The sequence below is a fragment of the Dyadobacter sp. 32 genome, from assembly GCF_902506755.1.
Classification (GTDB): domain Bacteria; phylum Bacteroidota; class Bacteroidia; order Cytophagales; family Spirosomataceae; genus Dyadobacter.
In genome coordinates, this window is record NZ_LR735258.1 from 5170099 (window position 1) to 5191388 (window position 21290).

Annotated in this window: 24 protein-coding genes; 17 read left to right on the forward strand and 7 right to left on the reverse strand. The window is 45.4% G+C overall.

The genetic code is table 11. The features are described from left to right. Positions 1-147: 147 nt before the first annotated feature. The 10 genes from DYADSP32_RS21205 (at position 148) to DYADSP32_RS21250 (ending at position 7905) form a co-directional block, all read left to right on the forward strand. Positions 148-477: a DUF3467 domain-containing protein gene (locus DYADSP32_RS21205; RefSeq protein ID WP_149240888.1), complete on the forward strand. Its 330-nt coding sequence runs from the start codon at positions 148-150 to the stop codon at positions 475-477. 122 nt (positions 478-599) lie between these two features. Beyond that, entirely contained in the window at positions 600-1685 is a 1086-nt protein-coding gene (locus DYADSP32_RS21210) for a glutaminyl-peptide cyclotransferase (RefSeq protein WP_149240887.1), read from the forward strand. 106 nt (positions 1686-1791) lie between these two features. Next, positions 1792-2376 (forward strand): RNA polymerase sigma factor, encoded by a 585-nt coding sequence (locus DYADSP32_RS21215; protein ID WP_149240886.1) that lies wholly within the window; start codon positions 1792-1794, stop codon positions 2374-2376. Positions 2377-2433: 57 nt separating this feature from the next. Continuing rightward, positions 2434-2685 (forward strand): hypothetical protein, encoded by a 252-nt coding sequence (locus DYADSP32_RS21220; protein WP_149240885.1) that lies wholly within the window; start codon positions 2434-2436, stop codon positions 2683-2685. Beyond that, positions 2678-3154: a periplasmic heavy metal sensor gene (locus tag DYADSP32_RS21225; RefSeq protein WP_149240884.1), complete on the forward strand. Its 477-nt coding sequence runs from the start codon at positions 2678-2680 to the stop codon at positions 3152-3154. Before DYADSP32_RS21220 ends, DYADSP32_RS21225 begins: the two co-directional genes overlap by 8 nt. 34 nt (positions 3155-3188) lie before the next feature. Beyond that, on the forward strand, positions 3189-3947 hold the full coding sequence (locus DYADSP32_RS21230) for a YHYH protein (RefSeq protein WP_149240883.1): 759 nt from the start codon (positions 3189-3191) through the stop codon (positions 3945-3947). 10 nt (positions 3948-3957) lie between these two features. Then, a complete protein-coding gene (locus tag DYADSP32_RS21235; protein ID WP_414617944.1) occupies positions 3958-4491 on the forward strand; it encodes a toxin-antitoxin system YwqK family antitoxin in 534 nt (177 codons plus the stop codon). Continuing rightward, a complete protein-coding gene (locus tag DYADSP32_RS21240) occupies positions 4463-5110 on the forward strand; it encodes an SCO family protein (RefSeq protein WP_149240881.1) in 648 nt (215 codons plus the stop codon). Before DYADSP32_RS21235 ends, DYADSP32_RS21240 begins: the two co-directional genes overlap by 29 nt. Positions 5111-5296: 186 nt before the next feature. Further along, positions 5297-5758, forward strand: a complete 462-nt coding sequence (locus DYADSP32_RS21245; RefSeq protein WP_149240880.1) for a (2Fe-2S)-binding protein — start codon at positions 5297-5299, stop codon at positions 5756-5758. Between the two features lie 2 nt (positions 5759-5760). Next, positions 5761-7905, forward strand: a complete 2145-nt coding sequence (locus DYADSP32_RS21250; protein ID WP_149240879.1) for a xanthine dehydrogenase family protein molybdopterin-binding subunit — start codon at positions 5761-5763, stop codon at positions 7903-7905. 62 nt (positions 7906-7967) lie between these two features. Here DYADSP32_RS21250 and DYADSP32_RS21255 read toward each other — a convergent pair whose 3' ends face one another. Then, positions 7968-8714 carry a LytR/AlgR family response regulator transcription factor gene (locus DYADSP32_RS21255; protein ID WP_149240878.1) on the reverse strand — a complete coding sequence of 249 codons (747 nt, stop codon included), beginning with the start codon at positions 8712-8714 and terminating at the stop codon, positions 7968-7970. 80 nt (positions 8715-8794) lie between these two features. Continuing rightward, positions 8795-10432: a histidine kinase gene (locus tag DYADSP32_RS21260; protein WP_149240877.1), complete on the reverse strand. Its 1638-nt coding sequence runs from the start codon at positions 10430-10432 to the stop codon at positions 8795-8797. Between the two features lie 295 nt (positions 10433-10727). Between DYADSP32_RS21260 and DYADSP32_RS21265 the strand changes: the two genes are divergently transcribed. Next, complete coding sequence (locus DYADSP32_RS21265) at positions 10728-10985, forward strand: hypothetical protein (RefSeq protein WP_149240876.1); 258 nt, start codon at positions 10728-10730, stop codon at positions 10983-10985. Between the two features lie 180 nt (positions 10986-11165). On the opposite strand, the gene DYADSP32_RS21270 is transcribed toward DYADSP32_RS21265, so the two are convergent. The 5 genes from DYADSP32_RS21270 to DYADSP32_RS21290 all read right to left on the reverse strand — a co-directional run bounded on the left by DYADSP32_RS21270 (position 11166) and on the right by DYADSP32_RS21290 (position 14572). Next, positions 11166-11651 (reverse strand): hypothetical protein, encoded by a 486-nt coding sequence (locus DYADSP32_RS21270; protein ID WP_149240875.1) that lies wholly within the window; start codon positions 11649-11651, stop codon positions 11166-11168. Between the two features lie 67 nt (positions 11652-11718). Continuing rightward, positions 11719-12201 carry a hypothetical protein gene (locus DYADSP32_RS21275; protein WP_149240874.1) on the reverse strand — a complete coding sequence of 161 codons (483 nt, stop codon included), beginning with the start codon at positions 12199-12201 and terminating at the stop codon, positions 11719-11721. A gap of 34 nt (positions 12202-12235) precedes the next feature. Continuing rightward, on the reverse strand, positions 12236-12526 hold the full coding sequence (locus DYADSP32_RS21280) for a PAAR domain-containing protein (RefSeq protein WP_149240873.1): 291 nt from the start codon (positions 12524-12526) through the stop codon (positions 12236-12238). A 27-nt stretch (positions 12527-12553) separates the two neighbouring features. Next, on the reverse strand, positions 12554-13606 hold the full coding sequence (locus DYADSP32_RS21285) for a hypothetical protein (protein ID WP_414617945.1): 1053 nt from the start codon (positions 13604-13606) through the stop codon (positions 12554-12556). 123 nt (positions 13607-13729) lie between these two features. Further along, complete coding sequence (locus tag DYADSP32_RS21290; RefSeq protein WP_149240871.1) at positions 13730-14572, reverse strand: TssN family type VI secretion system protein; 843 nt, start codon at positions 14570-14572, stop codon at positions 13730-13732. 402 nt (positions 14573-14974) lie between these two features. Between DYADSP32_RS21290 and DYADSP32_RS21295 the strand changes: the two genes are divergently transcribed. From DYADSP32_RS21295 to tssD, 6 genes are all read left to right on the forward strand, one after another. After that, positions 14975-15691 carry a hypothetical protein gene (locus tag DYADSP32_RS21295; protein WP_149240870.1) on the forward strand — a complete coding sequence of 239 codons (717 nt, stop codon included), beginning with the start codon at positions 14975-14977 and terminating at the stop codon, positions 15689-15691. 2 nt (positions 15692-15693) lie between these two features. Beyond that, positions 15694-18210, forward strand: a complete 2517-nt coding sequence (locus tag DYADSP32_RS21300; protein ID WP_149240869.1) for an ATP-dependent Clp protease ATP-binding subunit — start codon at positions 15694-15696, stop codon at positions 18208-18210. A gap of 119 nt (positions 18211-18329) precedes the next feature. Continuing rightward, the gene (locus DYADSP32_RS21305) at positions 18330-18815 is read left to right on the forward strand and encodes a papain-like cysteine protease family protein (RefSeq protein WP_149240868.1); all 486 of its coding nucleotides are present in this window, start codon (positions 18330-18332) and stop codon (positions 18813-18815) included. 70 nt (positions 18816-18885) lie between these two features. Beyond that, positions 18886-19341, forward strand: coding sequence for a hypothetical protein (locus tag DYADSP32_RS21310; protein WP_149240867.1), 456 nt, complete (start codon positions 18886-18888; stop codon positions 19339-19341). Between the two features lie 100 nt (positions 19342-19441). Next, entirely contained in the window at positions 19442-20800 is a 1359-nt protein-coding gene (locus DYADSP32_RS21315; RefSeq protein ID WP_149240866.1) for a phage tail sheath C-terminal domain-containing protein, read from the forward strand. A gap of 51 nt (positions 20801-20851) precedes the next feature. After that, on the forward strand, positions 20852-21244 hold the full coding sequence (gene tssD / locus DYADSP32_RS21320; RefSeq protein WP_149240865.1) for a type VI secretion system tube protein TssD: 393 nt from the start codon (positions 20852-20854) through the stop codon (positions 21242-21244). The last annotated feature ends 46 nt before the right edge of the window (positions 21245-21290 follow it).

A 21290-nucleotide genomic window follows, 5' to 3' on the forward strand; every position in this document is an offset into this window, starting at 1 on the left:
AAATATTTGCGAAGGGCCGGTTCTGCGTGAGTGGAACCGGCCTTTTGCTTTTGGATACTGCATAAATTTAGTAATTTTCGGGACGTAAGCTTTACGTCTGCAAACGCATACCAAAACCTCTCAACCAAAGAATAAGCAACCATAGTAATGGAAGATAACAATAAGGAGAACGAACAGCAGATCAATGTGGAATTGTCGGAAGAAATGGCGGAAGGGGTATACTCCAATCTGGCTATGATTGCACATTCCAATAGCGAATTTATACTTGATTTTATCCGATTAATGCCAGGAGTGCCCCGCGCAAAGGTTAAGGCAAGGATCATTATCACACCTGAGCATGCGAAAAGACTGATCGCCGCGTTGAAGGATAATATTGATAAGTATGAGGATCAGTATGGTCCAATTCAAAGCTCGCAGGATACGGAGCCATCGTTCAATTTTCCAATCAGCTTCGGCGGGCCGGGCGGGGAGGCATAGTCGAATTGATTTACATTATTTTAAATCCTACCGCAACAACTTAATTTGCCGTAGGATTTTTCGTTTTGAATAGAATTTTAAAGATAGCCTTTTCAAAAGCGACTGAACATCAGGTTTTAGCCATGTGTATTTTATCAAAAAATTATATATTCATCTTCCTTTTTATCGCCTCGATATTGGTTGGGTGTAAAGACGATAAGAAAAGCGAAAGCGCCGCTCAGGCACCGGAGAAAATAGCTGTTGCGGTATTATCTAAATTCAGATATACTATTGGTGATTCCGTTCGCTTCGGTTTTACCAAACCTGTGGTACAGTTTGAAGTAAAGTTAAACGGGCAGACCGTTTCTGCCTCTCAAAATATCTCCGATACAGTTTCAATCAGCTCGGCAAAAAGTAATACAGGATGGCAGCAAATTGTGGTAACCGGAAAAGGTGCCGACAAAACAGATTTTGCCGACACCTTACGGATTGAACTGATATCGGACATCATCCCGGATGAAATCAATTACACTGTAGTTGGCCGCTATCCGCACCAAAAAAGCAGTTTCACCGAAGGGCTGGAGTTTTACAAAGGGGAACTCTATGAAGGAACCGGGCAGAACGGACAATCAAAATTGCTGAAACTTGATCTAAAATCTGGCACCACACTTGATTCCGTTTCTCTTGATGCCAAGTATTTTGGCGAGGGAATTACAATTGTGAACGATAAGATATATCAGCTGACATGGCAATCGGGCGTGTGCTTTCGATACAATATGGACTTCACATTGGATAAAACATTTACCTACTACACGCAGGGCTGGGGAATGACGCACAAGGAAAACACGCTGATCATGAGCGACGGGTCCAATAAACTCTATTTCTATAATACAGAAATGGAAAAAACAGGTGAGATTGAGGTTTACGACAACAACGGGCCGATTCACAAGCTGAACGAACTCGAATACGTGGATGGCGCTGTTTTTGCCAATCTGTTTGAAAGTACGAAAATTGTCAAAATTGACCTGGCTAGTGGGAAAGTCATTGGCTTTATGAAGATGGACGGTATAGTACCGGCCGAGACAAATGTCGGCAAAGACGTTTTGAATGGGATCGCTAAACAACCTTTCGATGACGCATTGTATATAACTGGAAAAAACTGGCCATCTCTTTTCCGGATTAAATTGACGGGAAGTAACAAGAATAATCACATGGCGTCTTCGAAGTAGCATTGTACCCACAGTCCATCCTCGTTTCCATTTCATGATTTGTTTGTAAGCCCTTTTTGCTTGTCGGAAATTTTTCCCGGACATTCTGTTACATTTCAGGTCCTGTTTGCGTACGGGTATTCAACCCGGCAAGGGGAATATCAACGCGCCCCGCTTTAATCTGATGACTGGAAGCACTGAATTCAGGATTGTTTATGACGAATTTAAAAACCTCGTGTACAATCTTGCGCTGAGCTATGTGCAGAATCAGCCAGATGCAGAGGATATCACCCAGGAGGTATTTGTTAAGGTGCATCAAAATCTGGAACGGTATAACCCTGAAATAGCCGGACTGAAAACCTGGATTTACCGTATTACGATTAATCAATGCCTGGATTTTCTCAAATCTAAAAAGTCAGGCCGGCGATTTGGGTTTCTGATCAATCTTTTTCGGATAGAATCCAATGAGCCCGTTGTGGAAGCCGAAAGCTACAATCATCCGGGTATTGCTTTGGAAGACAAAGAGGAACTGGATAAACTGTTCCGCATGATCAATTCGCTGCCCGACAACCAAAAAACGGTAATTATCCTGTTGAAGATCGAAGATCGTTCGCAGAAGGAAGTGGCAGAAATCATGAATCTGAGCGTAAAAGCGGTTGAGTCGCTTTTCCAGCGGGCAAAGCTGTCGCTTTCAAAAAAGTTGGATAATTGAGAAGGTTTTTTCTATTCCGCTCGTATAACAGAGCAACCACGTTGTGAAATGAAGTATATGAAAAATTTAGAAAAGATAAAACGGGTAGAGGTATCACCTTTTCTGTTTACCCGCATTCAGGAAAGAATTAAGATATCCAGAGAGGCGCCGTTTGTCTGGAAACTGACCTTTGCTGCGGCTTCTGCGGTAGTCCTGGTTCTTAATGTCAGTATTATGCTAAAATCGAATGAGGATAAAGAAGAAAATGCTTTGACAGAAATGGTTTCATCGATGCATTTATCCACCTTTAACACCTTGTACGATGAGTAAAGTAAAGCTTTTAAGTGTGGCTGTTGCATTGTTACTGGTAACGAATTTTGTCATACTGTTCCTGCTCTTGAGAGAAAATGCCGGGCATCCGCGTAACCGGCAATCGGGTGGTGCAGAACCAAAAATGATCGTTATCGACAGACTTCATTTGGATAAAATGCAGGTGGAGCAATATGAAAAGTTGGTCTTAGGGCACCGTTCAGACGTAAGAGGCCTCGAAGCGAAGATCCGCGATGCCAAAACCCGTTTATACGGGACGCTTGTGAAGGAAAACAAAGTGGAAAAGGAAATTCTGGAAGACAGTCTGGCTCATTTGCAGAGGCAGATGGAAGATGTTCATTACAATCATTTTGTTGAAATAAAAAGGCTTTGTAAGCCAGACCAGCTTCCATATTTCAACGAATTAACCAGAGATCTTGCCACTTTTTTTACACCGAAAAAAAAATTGCAGCTTCCTCCGAAGGATTAACTCCTGCTAATCGTATAAGGTGTAAAAAGAAATCATGACAGGATCATCCACCACACTATTATCTGCGGCCCTCCTTTGCGGCCTGCTTTTTTTCTCCTGTAATAAAGACGAAACCGAAGTGGCTTCCGGAAGTAACGAGGTCCCGGCAGTTTATGCCAAAATCTATGGCGCAAGCAGTGTCACCTCTGACGGGACCTATGTCACAATCAAAACAACCGGCCTGCCCGATCACAAAAGTATTTATTATGCAACCATCAATGCGTTGTATGAAAATTTTAACGGGACCACTTTTGCCGGCAGCAAATTCAGCAAAAACCCGAATGCTATTTCATCCCAGCTCTACACTTTCAAAATTCCGTTGAATCCCAAAGTCGCCACCTCCCATGCTGCTACCCCGCTCGGGCCCATCGGCGTGGCTTTGAATGGGGTTCCTTTTTTTAACCAATATGCCGGTCCCAGTCAGCCACTTACAAATGAAATCGTTAGTTTCGACCAATATTGGGGGCACCCGCAGCAGAGTGGGCAGTATCATTACCACGTCGAACCGTTGTATCTCACTAGCGTGAAAGCAAGCAAATCGTCGTTGCTGGGTTTTTTGCTTGATGGTTTTCCGGTGTACGGGCCTCAGGAAAATGGAGCGACCGTTGTAACGACGTCCCTGGACGCCTATCATGGGCATACGCATGCCACCACTGAGTATCCTTCCGGCATATACCATTATCACATCACAGATACAGATCCTTATATCAACGGAAGCGGTTTTTATGGTACGGCTGGCACGGTTACTCAGTAACCTATTTTTATTGGCCTTTATCTTTTCGAGCTTTTACTCCCGCAAATCGGTCACTGTAGATGCTCTGGATAGCAGCCTGACATATCGCGGAGACATCCTTTTTAGGAATGGAGTAGCATTCACGGGAAAAACATTTGCCCTGTATGCAGGTTCAGTTGATACTGCGGAAATCAGGAATTATTATGAAGGTAAGGAGCATGGCAGGTGGAATAAATTCTATACTGATGGTAAAATACAGGAATCGAGAGAATTCGATGGCGGACGAAAAACGGGATTTTACGTAGCCTGGTGGCAAAACGGGACCAGGAAGCTGGAATATCATTTTGACCATGACGAATACGAAGGGATTTGCCGCGAATGGAATGAGCATGGTGTTTTGATCAGGGAGATGAACTACGCAAAGGGACATGAATCCGGCGCCCAGAAAATGTTTTACGACAATGGAAAGGTGCGGGCAAACTATGTTATTATGAACGGTAGGCGATACGGCTTGCTGGGTACTAAAAATTGTGTAAATGTCTCAGACAGTGTTTTTAAGAATTAGCATTTTGCTTATTGCTTTCGTTTGTTCCTGTTCGCAAAAACAGAAACAAACAGAATTACCCTACTACAATTCCCCAGATTTTACACCTTTGTTTTTTGCTGATCCGGCCGTGGCTGAAAACCAGATCACGCACCGGATTTCGTCTTTCTCATTAAAAGACCAGTCGGGACAGACCGTGACTGAAAAAGACATTGAAGGGAAAGTGCATGTCGCCAATTTTGTGTTTACCAGTTGTGTGAGCATCTGCCCCGTTATGACCAGGCACATGAAATTGCTGCAGAAGGAATTTGGTGAAAATCCCAAAGTCGTTATGCTTTCGTACAGTGTGACCCCATGGATCGATAGTGTTACCAGACTAAAATCCTACACACAGGAGAACCAAATCATCGCTCCGAACTGGCACTTCCTGACCGGAAATAAAGCGCAGATTTACAAGCTTGCACGTCAGTCCTATTTTGCCGAGGAAGATCTTGGCTTTACCAAAGACAGCACCGAATTTCTACATACAGAGCATATTATTCTGGTTGATAAGAGCAAACGCATTCGCGGTATTTACAATGGAACACTTCAGTTGGATGTAGAGCATCTGGCTCGTGACATTCGGATCCTCCTGAATTAGGTAGATTCGTAATTTAAATTCGTTCCTAATAAACTCAGTAACAGATTCGGAATTGATTTCTCAAATCTTATTTTCTAAATTAGTGCTATTGAATTACTCCGCCTTTCGGGACAAGTAATCTCAGATACCCTTCGGCTTTCGTAAAATCTTGTTTCCTGAATTTCCTTATCAAGAAATCAATCAACCATGGCGTTATTTAAATTAACTGTTAACAACCGCGCGTACCAGGCCGATGTCGAGAGAGATACTCCGCTATTATGGGTTCTGCGCGACCATCTTGGACTGGTAGGTACCAAGTACGGATGCGGTATTGCACAATGTGGCGCCTGTACCGTGCACCTGGATGGGAAGGCCGTCAGGTCCTGCGTATTGCCGGTGTCGGCCATTGGAAAGGCGAAGGTTACCACCATTGAAGGCTTATCGGAGAAGGGAGACCACCCCGTTCAGGCAGCCTGGGATGAAGTGGATGTGGCACAATGTGGTTATTGCCAGGCAGGGCAGATCATGACCGCTGCAGCATTGCTGAAGGAGAAACCAAAGCCAACGGATGAGGAAATCCTGAACACGATGAGCAGAAACCTTTGCCGGTGCGGAACTTACCACCGTATACGGGAAGCAGTAAAAGTGGCAGCCACTAAATCAAACTAACGATGCAAACATCAGAAAATACTTCGAGAAGGGATTTTATCAAAATCGCCGCGGCGGCTGGTGGAGGTTTGTTTTTAGGTTTCAACTGGACGGGTACTACGGCAGTGCCCGTCGTGGTGGATCCCAAAGCCCTTGCGGCGGGTTCGGTAAATTTCAATAGTTATCTGTCCATCGGAACCGATAATATTATTACCATCGTGTCACCCAATCCAGAAATTGGTCAGGGAATCAAAACCGCATTCCCCATGGTGGTGGCAGAGGAACTGGATGCAGATTGGAAACAGGTAAAGACGATTCAGGGACATCTGGATCCCAGTAAATATGAAAGGCAGGTTACAGGTGGCAGCGGGGCGGTGCCTCACTCCTGGGAACGACTGCGCAAAGCCGGGGCTTCGGCCCGATACTTATTAATTGGCGCCGCTGCAAATCGCTGGAAAGTGGATGCAGCAACCTGTTCCACAGAAAATGGTAAGGTATTTCACAAAGCGTCCGGCAAATCATTGAGCTATGGGGAGTTGGCAGAAGAAGCTTCGAAAATTTCACTACCAACCGATGTAAAGCTAAAAAACGAGAAGGATTTCAAGCTCATTGGTACCTCGGTGCGTAATGTCGACAATCACAATATTTCTACGGGTAAACCATTATTTGGGCTAGACTTCTATCGGGAGGGCATGCTGTTTGCACTCATTCAGCGGCCGAAAGCATTTGGCTTCAAATTGAAATCGGTGAATGCGGATGAAGCGAAGGCAATGCCGGGTATTGTTGACGTCGTTACTTTTGAAAACAGCGTTGCTGTGGTAGGAAAGTCCACCTGGCAGGTGAAAAAAGCGAAGGAAAAGCTCAAGATTGAGTATGAGAAAGTGGCTGATCTGGAGAGTACTTCTGATCACAATCGTATTTTTAAGAACCTGCTCGATAGCGGAGAGGCCACCGTTAGAAGGAAAGATGGAGATGTGGAGGCAGCATTCAAAAAGGCAGCAAAAGTTGTTACAGCAGAGTATCAATGCCCATTTCTGCCGCACAGCCCATTAGAGCCAATGAACTTTTTTGCGCACGTACGTGAAGACGGTGTAGAGCTAGTCGGGCCGACACAAACACCCGATCGGGCAAAAGGAGAGGTGGCAAAGCTAACGGGGTTCGCTCCTGAGAAAATTACTGTTGAAATAACTCGGCAGGGCGGTGGATTTGGGAGAAGGCTTTCTGCCGACTTTGTAATCGAAGCGGCACAGGTCTCCAAACTGATGAAAGCTCCGGTTAAGGTGATCTGGACGAGAGAGGACGACATGACGGGGGGCACTTACCGTCCGGCTGTGCGCTACCGGTTTCAGGCTGCCTTGGATTCAGATGGAAAGCTCATTGGGTACAAATTGCGTGGAGTAGGCATGAATGCCGGGAATTCCACACGGGAGGACAATTTTCCGTCGGGGGCCGTGGATAATCTTCTGATTGATTCGGTGGATCACAAATCTCCCATTACAACGGGACCTTGGAGAGCGCCTATCACTAATTTTCTCGCTTATGCCGAACAATCGTTTCTGGACGAGGTGGCCGAAGCCGCCGGGAAAGACCCGATCCAGTTCAGACTTGAATTATTGGAAAAGGCAAAAAATGCTCCCGCTGGTGCCGTAAAATATGACGTGGATCGTACAATCGCCGTAATCAAGCTTGCCGCTGAGAAAAGTAATTGGGGTAACAAGAAAGGGGTGCACCAGGGTTTCAGTGTTTACTTTTCGCACCGGTCGTATGTAGCCCAGGTGGGTGAAGTTGTTATGGAAAAGGGGAAACCGGTACTCAAAAATGTGATCGCCGCGGTGGATTGCGGTATTGTGATTAACAAAAGCGGTTCACTTCAGCAGGTGAGGGGTGGTGTTGTGGATGGGATCGGACACGCCATGTACGGAAATATGACTTTCAAAGACGGAGCGCCGGATCAGAACAATTTCAATGGATTTCGCCTCATCCGTATGAATGAAATACCGGAAGTGGATGTGCATTTTGTGGACAATGGCATTTCGCCAACCGGCCTGGGCGAGCCAGCTCTCCCTCCTGCAGGTGCTGCAGCTGCCAATGCATTTTATAAGGCTACTAAAAAGCGACTGCGTAATCAGCCATTTATTGAGGACGACGCCTTTAAAGGAATTTCCTAGGCTTTGATACAATACGTTTAAAAAGCAGGCTCGCCGGAGTGATTCTCAGCGGGCCTCTTTTTTTATTTCCTGTTCATCATATTCTCTTCCAAAAGTTTGAAAAACCGTTCGCGGTAGGTTTCACCCAGAGGAATAGCGGTGCCATTTGCGAGAAATATCTGATTTCCTTCGATGTATTCAACTTTTCCAAGCGCAATGATGTGAGACCGATGCACACGTATGAAGTCATTTTCAGGCAGGTAATCTTCCACTTCTTTCATGGTAGAAAGAGTGACAAGCCGGCTTGCTGGCGTGTAGATGCTCACATAGTTGCCCAATCCTTCGATGTACAGAATTTCCTCAAAGCGTACTTTTACAATCTTGCCGTCCACCTTTACGAAGACATGATCCTGCGTTGGAATAATTTGGGCCGGTTGTTGCGTATTTGATGGGGTTTCGGGCTGATATTTAACTGTTATGAGATCCTTTACCTTCTGTACGGCCTGTAAAAACCGGTCAAAAGGAACTGGTTTAAGCAGATAATCAACCACATTAAGTTGGTATCCATCCAGCGCATACTGGCTGTAGGCGGTGGTTAATATCACCTTTGTACGACCCCGAAGGAGTTTGATAAATTCAAGCCCCGATATTTCAGGCATGTGAATGTCCAGAAACAGGATGTCTACATCCTCTTTGTAAATCACGTCCAGTGCCGCAATCGGATCCAGATAGGCTCCGCATAGTTCCAGAAAGGGGGTTTTGGAAATATAATTCGTTAGTACATTCAAAGCAGCTTGTTCATCGTCAACAATCAGGCAGCGGAGTTTCATAGGTTTTTCTGCTAGTGGTTTTTTCAGACCTGAAAAGGGGTTTTCCCTCAAGACAGGTTGTTTTTATCTGTGGCTCATTATTAGAGAATAATCGTAAGCTTGGTGTCATAAAACGATTCATCCTCAGAGATGTTCAGGGTATGCTTGCCAGGATAGCCTAATAACAACCTTTTTCTGATATTTTCGATACCAATCCCGGTTGAGTCCTCCTTGGGCCCGTTCCTTTTTTTGTTATGTACCTGAAATTCCATTTTTTCCGAATCAACTTTCAGCTGGATGCGCAGGGGAGCGTCGGCACGCTGAAGTTCGCCGTATTTAAATGCGTTTTCAACAAATGTAATCAGCAGCAGCGGCATAATCCGCCTGATGGCGACATTACCTTCTACCTGAAAATCCACCTGCAACTGGTTTGAGAATCGTAACTGGTTGAATTCTATAAAATTATAGAGGTGCTCAATTTCTCCCGACAAAGCAACTTTGGCTTCTTCGCTGTTTTCCTGTAAGCCATAGCGCATCATTTTCGAAAGCAGCATGGTAGCGCGTGCGAGGTCGTCGGATAAGGGTAAGGCCTGCGAATAGAGAAAATTAAGGCTGTTGAATAAAAAGTGTGGATTGATCTGATATTTTAAGGATTGCAGCCGGGCGTCAACTACTTCCTTTTCAAGCGCTTTTTGCTTCAATAGCTCTCTCTGGCGGTTTTCGTCGAGTGTGCGAAGCTCGCGCTGATACTGGATTGCACGTTGCCCGTACCCATAGATAAAGCTTGTAAGCAGGATGATCAGCTCGCCACCGGCAGCATTTTTTAGAAAATATCCGATCGTAATACCAGCGATATAACCCGAGCCGGAAATGTTATCCGTTTTTGCCTCAGACTTCAATTTTTCATAAATGTTGATCCCATCCAGCACGGGAGGAAAACCAGCCACCTTTGTAATGAAGAGAAACCAAGAGCCTTTGACGATCAGTAGAACACCCCACAATATAAAACTGAACAGTAAAGCTGCAATTACTTTATTTCGTGCAAGAAGGTTGAAGTTCGTTTTTAGATTAATATAGAAAAAGAGCATCGACGGCATCAGCATGAGCAGGCTGGTGGACCATGCTATGTCTTTGCCTTTGAGCAGAACGGAGAAATTATTGAGTAAAAACCATAGCACCCAGCCAAATACCAGCCAACCCAGATGCAGCCAGGAAAGGCTTGCCCGCTGATTCAGCCACCACTTTTTCAATCCAACTTTCCACCACTGTCTAACCCGCTTTCGTAAGTGCTTTCGGCTATGCCAGTAGGCGATGAATGCATAAATGGCGAGTGAGACCGGGGCAAAAAGTAAAAGTCCCAGGAACAACGTTGCATTCACGCTGAGGTGGGATTCATTTTCATAAACGGCCGAAGGCCTGTTCGCTTGATAAACAGTGAGGTACTCTTCATCAGATATGAAAAGCTTGGAAATCAGAAAATGCAAGCCAATATAAAAAACTACATAGCCGGCAGCGTAGACTCCTGTCTCGAGTGCGGACTTCTTAAGACGGTAAGCCGGAACAATCTGCTTGTATACGTATGCGTAGCAGATTAATGCGGCGATTACCGAGGCGGGCAATCCATAGCTGTTCCATTGTGCATAGGAGTTTCCATAATCCCAGGTTGTGACGACGGTAAATGTCACAATAACCAAGACGAAGAACAAAGTCTTTTGATATTTAACCCAGATAGGAAGCATATTGATAAAAGCTGATGGAAAAACAGCAGCAGCTAAGCTAGGCTGCTGAATTCAGAGGTCCTATTTTTTGTGACGAACCGGAATGAATAAAGGACGAAGCTACAACCACAGCTTAAAAATCCCAAAAAAGTAGCTTCCCTGCCTGATAATTACTAAAAACCGTCCTGATTCCTGATTCGTCATTTGTTTGATGCGGTTGGTCACATCAAATTTTTCAAGTGTTTTTTGTCCCACACCTTTGTCGTGTTCTTCATGGACACGAAAACAAAACCATCATTTACAAACCTGTATTAAAATGAAAACGACCATCAAATTTTTCGCCGCAATTGCTACTTGTGTATTTTTTACCAGCTGCCAACAAGAAGAAATCGCCCCCGCAAGTCCTTCCATCTATCATGGATCATCCACAAATGGAGATGCCGAAAAACCTGCAGCTGCCCGTTTGGATGCAGTAACTACCCCGATCCGTGAAACAACCGAAACTATAAAAACATCAACCCGCTCCGGGAGCAGCAATAAAGGTGCTTTCGTGAAAAGAAAGAATCTTTTGTAAGTATTTGAAGCCAACAATTATTTCAAACATCAGCTTTCAATCTGATTGAAAATGAAAACGACCATCAAATTTTTAGCTGTAATTACTGCTTGTGCTTTTTTTTAGCTCCCAGCAGGAAGATGTAGAGCCACAACCAAGAAAAGCTCGCGTCTTACCAGGAACGTCTGGAGTGAAGACTATTTATTCTTTTTTAACTGTTTTTGCCGTTTTTAGCTGAAGCTTCAATTCCTGATTTTGCTGCATCAGTTCCAGATTGGATTTTTGAATGGCAATGAGCTTGTTTTTGAGAGATGGCAAGGTAGTGTCCATACTTTTAGCCTGCGCTATGTCATCCACAAGGTCTGAATAGCTGGTAATGATAGCACCATAAAAAGGTTGTTGGTACACCGCTTTAAGATCATTGGTCCACTGGTAAAACGGCACCAGTGCTTTGGCTTCAACCACTGGCGCTTTTTGTATCTGTAGCACCAGTGAATCCGCCTCATTGGAATATCTGACAAGTTCCTCAATCTTGACATTTGTCAAAGCGGTTTCTTTGTTATAAACTTTAGGCGTCACTACAAATTGAAAGTAGAAAAGCACTGACACCAAACTAATTGCAAGCAGGTAGGTGATGATCGTATGACTGATCATCTGATTCCTTTCTTTTTGATTTAATGCGGCCATTTCCTGGTTTTGAATTGTTTCACAAAGTCATTCCGTTTACCTCCGATTTTTTGCATAACATCACGGGTTAAGGCAACGTCAGCAGTGCCTGTTGAACCATCTGATTCTGGGTTTTGAGATCCTGATTTACTATTTCCAGTTCCTTGATGCGCTGCACAAGCCGAGCCACTTCATCGGCCTGGAGATTTCTCCGTCCCAGCAGCTTCTGATTTAGCATGACCCTTACTTCATAATTTCTGATGAGTTTGGCGGCAAGCATAGCCGGGGGAGAGCTCCCTGCATATTGTTTTTTTATGATCGAAAACTGTTTGTTGAGCAGAGCATCTGCGCCTGCAATGGCACTCTGGTCTTTTGCCTGCAATACGCTTACATATTGATTGTACAGGCTGTCGAGCACCACCACTTCTGCCCTGAACCCGCTTTCCTTTTCCACATTGACCGATTTAACAGAATCATCTTTTCTTAAAGGCTTGGTAAGATGATAGAACAAAGTGCCTCCCAGGACCAAAAGGACTGCGGTGGTTGCGATAAACCATTGTGATCTATTCATAATATGCTTACAAAATCGGCCGATAATTTTATTCCTATCCAATTAAAACGGTGGGACAACCCACCACTATGGTGCCGCCATGAGCTGTCGTGTCGCCCAATCTGGCAGCTGGCATGCCGCCTATGAATACCGTAGCTGATCCCATGACGATCGTATCTGGCGGGCCTGCACAGACGCACATACTGGATACAGTCGCCGCTGGCATATTTCCAATCATCACGGTCGGAGCGCCGGGAGGCAGGATGGGGCCACCCACGTGCGGAACCGTTACTGTTACCATCGGGCATACGTGCATGTCCCCTACTCTTGCTGCTGGCAGTCCCATGTTTTTTTTGGTTTAATTTTGTAAAAATTAAGCAATGTCCCACTTCCCGGTGGCTTCCACGTACGGTAATGCCAATAGGCTCTGTAAGACAAATTCCAGGAAATCAAGATAACTCTTGACACTGTCGAGCAGCATCGTACAATCATTGTGATTATACTGGCTGGTCAACACCGTATCAATCATAGAATCCATCATAGATTTGTTCACTTCCGGTACGTGCATATTGAACTTGGTGGTACCTCCTACATTATTTCTCATGTATTGATAAAGCCTGCCCGCACTGTTTTCCGAAAGGCAGTCCAGCGCAATGCGCATCGTTCGCGCATATTTCATGAGGTCTCCGATAAAGTAAATGGGAGGCTGTTCCTTTGAAACAACCCGGTAATGATCGATCACTTCAAGGCCAGTCATGACCAGTCTTTCCATGATCTGATGGATATCTCTGGCCACAGCCGAAGCGTTCTGCATGGAGTTGATCTTCCGGATCGTCAGTATGGCTGTTTGGTGAATACTGCTGATCTGCTTACCACAGGTTTCGTAGTACCAAAGCAGATTTTCACCAAAAACACCGGCAGTTGGGGGTATGTAATCGTAGTCGGGCGAAAATAGTTGGCCTTCAAATCGGACTCTGAATATTGGAATACTGTAAGCATCAGCAATTTTTTCATGCACAGACAACAGCTCCAGCATGGGTTTAAGTACTTTGAATGGTTTACGGCGAGGCATTTCCTCAGGATCGTAATCGCCGGATTCCATTAGGTTGGCCAATGAAATCCGGAGTACTACATAAAATATCCCAATGTTACCCAGTCTGCTTTTATAATCGAGCAAAGAGAGACTTACGCTGTCCTGGTCGGCCCCGGAATCCCATTCCACGCGGATTCCGCCAGGCATGATCGCACGGCAGGAAAGAAGTCTGATCGTATCGCCCATCACGCTGATCTGCATGCCGGCACTTACACCATCTTCGCCAGGGAGCAATCCATAATTATGTCCGTTGATAAACACGGCTGCGGTGTCACGAACAGCATCCCGTATCGCCTGATCCTGGGCGGTCAGATGCTTTTGCGTGATTTTCATTCCGTCCCGCCAATTAACAAACTGGTATTCTACTCCTGGAAGCGCCATGCTTTATGTTATTAATTAATTTCAAAATCTTGTCGTGCAATCCCGTTTTGGGTTGCCGGGGTTTCAGGCATCAATTTAGGGATTGCGGCTTGCTGCGTAAATATGTTCATTGGAAGTCACCTGGTTCTCAATCAGGGTCTTGTCCATGTCAAGATATAGTTTCTTTTTCTGCGGTGTGTATTTATAAAGTACCCATTCCAGAGGCATGTCGCCATTCAGATATTGAATAGGTTTCTTTCGGTATTCGCGGTGTTTGTTGTGAAATGAAATGAAATAATGAAACAGATCGCTAAGTGACTCATTCGTAGGGAACTCGACTTCATAGCTCTCAAAAGGGCCGTTTTTTCCTGATGGGACTGGGGTGAAATTCATCATGAGTTTTATAGGCTCGATGGGCTGCAGTTTTGGTACCTCAGAATAAATCGGGTATGACCAGCTTTTGTACCGTTTGTTGGGGATCTGCATCCAGTAATCGTATGATTTGATCAGTACCGAAGGTACCAGAAAAGCGAGCAGGGCAGCCATTAAATAAGCAGTGTATCCGGGGGTGTCGGCAAGTAAAAGGTATACGATTGAAAAGCCTGAAAGCCCAAAGAACAGCAGTGTAAGGTTCAAAAGGATGACATCTTCAAGCCTGGCTCTTTGCCACCAGTTCAGGGTTGCTTTGGCAAGAATGAGATAGAGAATGCCGAATAGTATCGAGCATAACGCCACCGTCGAATAGGCGTATGGGAGCGCTTCTATTTTTGAAGCAAGTAACCCCAGCAGACCAAACAGTACAATAATCCACAGTATCCAGATGACAAGCCGTCCTGTTGAAATTTCGTTTCCTTTGGTATAATAAAGATATCCGGTTAACACAAAACTCAGAAAGAGGCTTATCACAAAAGGTAATAAGGTATCAAAGGTCAGATTCATAGTTGATCACTTTTCTTGGCACCAATCGTTGAGAAGGTCGTGTAACAGAATCTCAGGTGGTAATGCAAATTTGAGATATATCCCTATTCGATAAAATACGTCATTTGACGTATTTTATCAGACTCCATTCCTCTCTAAAATTGCAGAGTGTTTGAATGTCCAGTTGATAAAATACCAGGAGTAATAGTTGTTTTTGAGCTCTGACCGTCCGGTAAAATACGTCATTTAGCGTATTTTATGGGATTTTTTAAAGGGGTAAAATTGCATGGTGATAGTTTAATTTGATTCTGTAATGGCGCTGAAAAATACCGGTACGGAATGAAAATAGGTGATATTACAGATAAGATTGTGCAGCGCCATAGAGGCCTGTTAGGTGTAACGCAGATTGTTTAGGGTTTTTCTATGAGAACATTTATTCCAATTAGTGAGCTAGACAATAACCCATACGGGCAATCTGAATCCAAATTATTTGGAGAAGTTGCTGAAAGACTAATATTTCAGGACTTTTCCTCAAGCATAGATCTTACGCCTGAACAGAGTTTCATGGACAATGGTCATCGAGAAGAAAATCTTAAAACGTTTCTTGTAAATAACAACAAACGTGTGACAAGAGATGCGGTTGACCAGTTTGTGACTTGGTGCAAGGACGATAAATTAATGCGATTTCCTGATATCATGATTCACACTGACCAGTGCAGAGAATTTTATGAAATCAAACCTAATTCCCGGGCCGGCTTATCTGCTGGTGCAAAAAAAATTGGGATACTGAAGGCTGTATACGCATCATACCATTTGCCTTACACGGCCGGCAGGCAATATAATCCTGCATTGTACAGGTGTCTGGCAAAATATAAGCATTCTATAGCCATAAACCTCCGGGTTCAGATGGCTGATTATGGACTACTGGTTTATGACCTTTGGGTTGATTACGATACTAATTTATCCGAAAAGCAGGATCCGCTGGTGTATCGTGTTATGCTGATCGATTTAATCAGGTATGTGGTTTTCGGAAAATTGAAAACAGCAGAGGAAATTTCCCCGGCTCCCATAATGATTTCAGATAAAGAAATTGAGTTCATTTTTTCACAACGCTTAGGAACCTTAAGCAAACAAGCTTAATCATGCTATCAACCCTAACCTTCAATGCCGATCTTAAAAGGGCCATCCAGATCGCACAGTCCATTGCCAAGGAAAATCAGCATGCTGCGTTTTCCCCGGGGCACTTGCTGAAAGGGTTGCTGCACAACGATGTAGGCTTGTCGAGTGTGCTGGCGGGGTGGGAGGTGGATATCCATTTTCTGCGCGACTGGGCAGATATCCGAATTGAGAAATATCCCAAATCAGCCCGGGGCGCTGATGCCGTCAGAGGAGACGCACAGGTGCAGGCGGTATATGAGGTATCGGATGTGATCCGTATGAAATTTGGGGAAGAAGAAGTCTCGCCATTAGCCTCTTTGGCGGCAATCGCGAGGCCTGGCGTGGGTTTTCAAAAGGATCAGCTTAAATCGTTTCCCATCACCGAAGGCGAAATTATAGAGCGGGCGCTGGCATCCGCCGGTGTGGAAAAAACACTGAATCCTGCATCGAACGGTCAATCGAAAAGCGCAGCTTCTTCAGCTACGGGCAGTGCACCGGGACAGGCATTGCTGAAATACTGCGTTGATAAAACAGCCGTGGCCCGTGAAGGTAAGCTGGACCCGATCATCGGGCGGGATAAGGAAACCCGGATGATGGTGGAGATACTGGGGCGCCGAACCAAACCGAACGTGATCATTGTAGGGGAGCCCGGTGTGGGTAAGACCGCGCTGGTAGAAGGACTGGCGCAACTGATGGTAGCAGGACAGGTTCCTGGTCACTTGCAAAACGCAAGTTTGTTTCAACTGGATATGGGTTCCCTGATTGCAGGTGCATCTTACAAAGGCGAAATTGAAGACCGACTTAAAAGTATTATATCAGAAATAAAGCAACACGATCGCGCTATTCTCTTTATAGATGAAATCCACGTACTCATGGATCCGCAAAGCGGTGCCATGGGCCTCGTGAATTTATTAAAGCCGGAGCTCGCTCGTGGCGAACTCACGGTGATTGGCGCCACCACGCTTGACGAATTCCGGAAGTATTTGGAGCCCGATGAGGCTTTCAGCCGTCGGTTTGAATTGGTCAGGGTAGAAGAACCCGACGAAATCACAGCCAGCCGCATGATTGCCAAACTGGTTTCACTGTTTGAAGATCACCATCAAATTAAGGTGGCAGACGGCACCGTGGCAGAAACGGTTCGCCTGGCGCGCAGGTACATCAAAGACCGGAGGCTTCCCGACGCAGCAATCGATCTGATTGATCGCACGATGGCTGCGATGAAGCTGATGAGTGAAACAACGCAGCAGGAAATTGAAATTCTTCGCACAGAATTGCAATATGTAAGGGATACGCATGGCGATGGGGATCCGATTCTCTATGGGCAGGAACTACGCTGGTTTGATCGTCAACTACAAAACCGGCTTAGCCCGATATTGCTGGGACAGCTGGACGAACAGCCCGCGCTGGATCAGATGGATTTGCCCGAAGCCATAGCCGATTACCTTCTGGATCTTCTTGACAGGCTGGAAGCGCTTGGAGGAAAAGAAAAAGGGGCCGTCGAAAAACATGATGTAGCTGCCGTGGTTGCCCATAAAACAGGTATCCCTCTGGGTAAGCTTCAGTCGAAAGAACGGGAAAAGCTTTTGCAACTGGATGAGCATCTTAAAAAACGGGTCATAGGGCAGGATCATGCAGTAAAGGTTATCTCCGATGCTATTCTCGAGAACCGTTCGGGACTGAGTCGTCCGGGCCAGCCGATAGGGTCATTCTTTTTTTCCGGGCCAACAGGTACTGGTAAGACAGAACTAGCCAAAACGATGGCCGACTTTCTTTTCAATGATGAAAAAGCGCTGATCCGTTTCGATATGTCGGAATTTAAAGAGGAGCACTCCGCTGCCGTTTTGTACGGTGCACCTCCAGGATATGTTGGGTATGAAGAAGGAGGTTTGCTGGTGACGAAAATCAAGCAGCAGCCCTTTGCGATTGTTCTTTTTGATGAAATAGAAAAAGCACACCCTTCTGTTTTCGATCTCTTTTTGCAGATTCTGGATGAAGGAACCCTGCACGACCGGCTGGGACGCGAAGGTGATTTTTCCAATGCCATTATTCTCTTTACATCCAACATCGGAGCCGACTGGATCGTGGAGGAGTTTGGCAAAGGACGTATTCCGGCATCCAACGACGTGCTCGATCTGATGACCCGTCATTTTCGTCCTGAGTTTTTGGGAAGGTTGACAGAGATCATCCCATTCAGCCCGATTACCGAAAGTGCCGTTGTGAACATCTTTAATGTTCAACTGAAACCATTGATCGTATTGCTTGAAAAGCAAGGGGTGAAACTCCACATCGACGATGAAGCCCGGAAAGCATTGGCCCTCGAAGGTTTCACACCGAAGTATGGAGCCCGCCCGATCCGCGGTGTAATCCGAAACCGCATCCGCCGCCCATTGTCACGCATGCTGGTTTCAGGTGAAATCGGTAAAGGTTCTGAGGTGACTTTAAAGTTGGGGGAGAGTGGGGAGTTTGAGTGGGGGATTTCTGAGCAATTGCGAGAAGTGTAATTGGTGAAAAGGATCGTAGTCATCGGCAGTAGAGGGTGGTGCGAACGAGATTTTAACAACTTTTGATTCTAGTATAATTGAGCTATCACACTAAATTTTAACCGAAAACTTATCAAAACATGGCTTATATCGTCCCTAATATGACATTGATACCACAAGACAAGGGAATGGCTTGTTGGTATGCAAGTGCTAAGATGCTTATTAACTGGAGGCGTGAAACAACACAATCATCCGAGATAGGAATCATCGATCCTAGTGAGGATGAAATCAGCAAATCTATTTATACTCTGGACAGCGGCATAGGAAACCCTCAGATTATTGCCATGGCCCGACGTTTGGGCCTTGTGGATGTCCCGCCGATGTCTCCAACAGAAGACGCTCTGGAATCGTGGCTGTTTCGTTACGGGCCGCTTTGGGTAAACGGCAAAACGCACATTGTCGTCATTGCAGGAGTTAAAGCGGGGCAGGTTTTGGTTTACGATCCCAGTCCTGTGAATGTTGGTTCCAGAAATTGGCGAAGCCTGGCCGGTTGGTACACAGGAAATAATGTCGATTCAAGAGATACGAGCCGTGCGGTAGAAACGGTTTTTTTGCATTGTCCATAGTGCAGTCACGAAAAATTGCTGTCAACAATAAATCAAGACCATTCAAATAAAACCATAATCACCCATTTCCATGGCAATTGAAAAACCCCAACTTGGTGGCGTCGTAATTGACGAAGGCACCAGCGAAGCGATCAAGCTTTTGCACGACAACAAAACGGCGATCATCAGCAAGTTTACGGCTGATTCAATGAGCCAGGCACCTGTTGAAGGTATCCAGAAACTTCAGGATGCATTTGATCATTTTCAGCCACAGGTGGATGTGACGCATACCACCGAAGATGGGGGTGAAGTGAACGAAACACTCAACTTTACGAGCGTAAGTGCCTTCTCGGTAAAGGGCATGATAGAGCAAAGCGGATTTCTGCAGGAGCTTAAAGGCAAGGAGGACGATTATCAAACCCTGATCAAAAGGCTGATGACCAACAAGGTCTTTCAGAAACTGCTGGCCGATCCTGCCGGAAAAGCAGCTTTCGTTGAAGCATTGAACGCCATGATCCAGGAGCTCGACGACGTGGACGGTGAGTAGAGGACCCTAGTAAATAAAAGATAAATGTTGCAACCGTTACAAAAGCCGACTGCTGAAAGCCGAAAGCTGAGTGCTAATTTCTAAAACCCAAGTATCATCCATGGCACAAGAAGAACAATTACCCCAGTCCAAAGAACTTCTCAAGGAAAAAACAGTAGCGCGGCCACTTACCCAGACGGTCCAGGATCTGACCAAATATGGTGGTTTTGAATTCATCAAAACCATTATCGAAGGAACTGAAAATATGGATCCTACCAAAAAGGCGCGTAAAGCGATGTTTTTGGAGGAGGACGATAACAAGGCTGACAGAAAAAAACTAAAAAACCGGCTACAGGCTGTGGCAGATTTACTCACAGCTCACGACAACATCGCCGACATGGTTGCAGAAGCGGAGCAAAAGGCTACCTCAGCCAGCGACACATTGAAAGCCAACCTTCGGAACTGCCTGAATCAGACGGAAGAACTGGAACGCTCTTACCGCTCGCTCGCGCTGTTTTTTGAAAATACAGCGGAGGAAAAGGTCAAAAATCTGAGGCTGTTTGATGCAGGTAATGATATGACAACCGATGTGGACGGGTTCAGCAATCCTACCGGGATTTTTGAGCAGCTTGCCCGTGAGCTACGGGACAATTATGACCGGTTCGACCTTACCAATAATTATTCCCTGGTGGTTTTGCCAGGTTGGTTGAAAAAGAACACCATCGTAGATAAATGGGCCCAGCTCGTGCATGACAACAAAGTGATGATGATCACCGACTATCGGCACCTGGATAGCGCAGAGGATGTGGAGGCGATGTTTGACAGAGATAAGCTCACGGGCTCGGATGCTTACAAATCCCATGTGATGATGCCCTGCAACTGGGTGGTGGGTCGTGAAGCCAACACCGATGTGGGCGAGGAGGAACATTTGTTTGTACCACCTTCCATGGCACTTGCCGGCTTGCTATGGGGCGGAAACATCGCTCAACCTTCCGCGGGCCTTGCCCATGGGAAATTGAAAATGGCAAGTGGTACCCGTTTTTCCATGCGTAAAAATGAAGTAGCGCAGCTTGAAAGCAGAGGGTTGATTCCACTCATCTATGAATGGGGAAGGGTCGTACCCCAATCTGCCAGAACCCTCTTTGATGGCGACAACGTAGGTTTGCAAACGTATAGTGTAGTTCGTGTGTTCGACTGGGTGGGCAAGATCATGCAGGACTTCCTGAACCGCCGGACGTTTGAAAATATCGACAACAAAATGCTGGAGGATATCAAAAAGCAGGTGTCGCGCTTCCTGGCGGAGATCCGCGGTCCTGGCAAGATCATCGAGGACTACCGTAATCTTGAGGTGAAACGGCATCCCGATAAACCCACACACATCATTGTGAACATGGATTTAAAGCCATTTTTCCCCGCCAAAGTTTTTGCCATCAATATGACTGGTACCAAGGGCGACTGGGATTCGGAACTTAAACCTTAACTATTTTTTATTCAATCCAATTAATTCAAACACTTAATTTTTTCAAAAATCATGGCACACAAGGCAGAAATCACGATCGACGGCAAGAAATTTGAAGTACTACACTGTTCATACAGCTTGCACCAACACGTAAATCCACATACCAACGAGACCACTTCTGAGGTATTTGGCGGAAATATTGACGTTACCATTGAGACCCGCAACGCAGATGCAAAAATCATTGAACTGATGGTTTTGCCGCATAAGGATGACATTAGCGGAGAAATTAAGTTCAATAATCAAAAGGGTGAAGAATTGAGAACGATTAAGTTTAATCACGCATCCGTTGTTAATTTTAGTGAAACTTTCAGTCTTTCAGGCAGCGGTTCGGGAAATCAGAGCTTTACGATTTGCTCGAAGGAGCTTGATATTCAGGGCCAGATCCTGAATCTGAAGAGAGAGTAACTTCATGGTATCTTCTCATGGTCAGCGTGCGTTTACTTACTGGCCA

Bases quoted from the DNA above. Each gene is read 5' to 3' on its own strand.
- DYADSP32_RS21250 (WP_149240879.1), top strand. From the start codon at position 5,761: ATGCAAACATCAGAAAATACTTCGAGAAGGGATTTTATCAAAATCGCC.
- DYADSP32_RS21245 (WP_149240880.1), top strand. From the start codon at position 5,297: ATGGCGTTATTTAAATTAACTGTTAACAACCGCGCGTACCAGGCCGAT.
- DYADSP32_RS21230 (WP_149240883.1), top strand. From the start codon at position 3,189: ATGACAGGATCATCCACCACACTATTATCTGCGGCCCTCCTTTGCGGC.
- DYADSP32_RS21205 (WP_149240888.1), top strand. From the start codon at position 148: ATGGAAGATAACAATAAGGAGAACGAACAGCAGATCAATGTGGAATTG.
- DYADSP32_RS21225 (WP_149240884.1), top strand. From the start codon at position 2,678: ATGAGTAAAGTAAAGCTTTTAAGTGTGGCTGTTGCATTGTTACTGGTA.
- DYADSP32_RS21300 (WP_149240869.1), top strand. From the start codon at position 15,694: ATGCTATCAACCCTAACCTTCAATGCCGATCTTAAAAGGGCCATCCAG.
- DYADSP32_RS21280 (WP_149240873.1), bottom strand. From the start codon at position 12,526: ATGGGACTGCCAGCAGCAAGAGTAGGGGACATGCACGTATGCCCGATG.
- DYADSP32_RS21310 (WP_149240867.1), top strand. From the start codon at position 18,886: ATGGCAATTGAAAAACCCCAACTTGGTGGCGTCGTAATTGACGAAGGC.
- DYADSP32_RS21240 (WP_149240881.1), top strand. From the start codon at position 4,463: ATGTCTCAGACAGTGTTTTTAAGAATTAGCATTTTGCTTATTGCTTTC.
- DYADSP32_RS21220 (WP_149240885.1), top strand. From the start codon at position 2,434: ATGAAAAATTTAGAAAAGATAAAACGGGTAGAGGTATCACCTTTTCTG.
- DYADSP32_RS21315 (WP_149240866.1), top strand. From the start codon at position 19,442: ATGGCACAAGAAGAACAATTACCCCAGTCCAAAGAACTTCTCAAGGAA.
- DYADSP32_RS21295 (WP_149240870.1), top strand. From the start codon at position 14,975: ATGAGAACATTTATTCCAATTAGTGAGCTAGACAATAACCCATACGGG.
- DYADSP32_RS21265 (WP_149240876.1), top strand. From the start codon at position 10,728: ATGAAAACGACCATCAAATTTTTCGCCGCAATTGCTACTTGTGTATTT.
- DYADSP32_RS21275 (WP_149240874.1), bottom strand. From the start codon at position 12,201: ATGAATAGATCACAATGGTTTATCGCAACCACCGCAGTCCTTTTGGTC.
- DYADSP32_RS21285 (WP_414617945.1), bottom strand. From the start codon at position 13,606: ATGAAAATCACGCAAAAGCATCTGACCGCCCAGGATCAGGCGATACGG.
- DYADSP32_RS21290 (WP_149240871.1), bottom strand. From the start codon at position 14,572: ATGAATCTGACCTTTGATACCTTATTACCTTTTGTGATAAGCCTCTTT.
- tssD (WP_149240865.1), top strand. From the start codon at position 20,852: ATGGCACACAAGGCAGAAATCACGATCGACGGCAAGAAATTTGAAGTA.
- DYADSP32_RS21270 (WP_149240875.1), bottom strand. From the start codon at position 11,651: ATGGCCGCATTAAATCAAAAAGAAAGGAATCAGATGATCAGTCATACG.
- DYADSP32_RS21305 (WP_149240868.1), top strand. From the start codon at position 18,330: ATGGCTTATATCGTCCCTAATATGACATTGATACCACAAGACAAGGGA.
- DYADSP32_RS21260 (WP_149240877.1), bottom strand. From the start codon at position 10,432: ATGCTTCCTATCTGGGTTAAATATCAAAAGACTTTGTTCTTCGTCTTG.
- DYADSP32_RS21255 (WP_149240878.1), bottom strand. From the start codon at position 8,714: ATGAAACTCCGCTGCCTGATTGTTGACGATGAACAAGCTGCTTTGAAT.
- DYADSP32_RS21210 (WP_149240887.1), top strand. From the start codon at position 600: ATGTGTATTTTATCAAAAAATTATATATTCATCTTCCTTTTTATCGCC.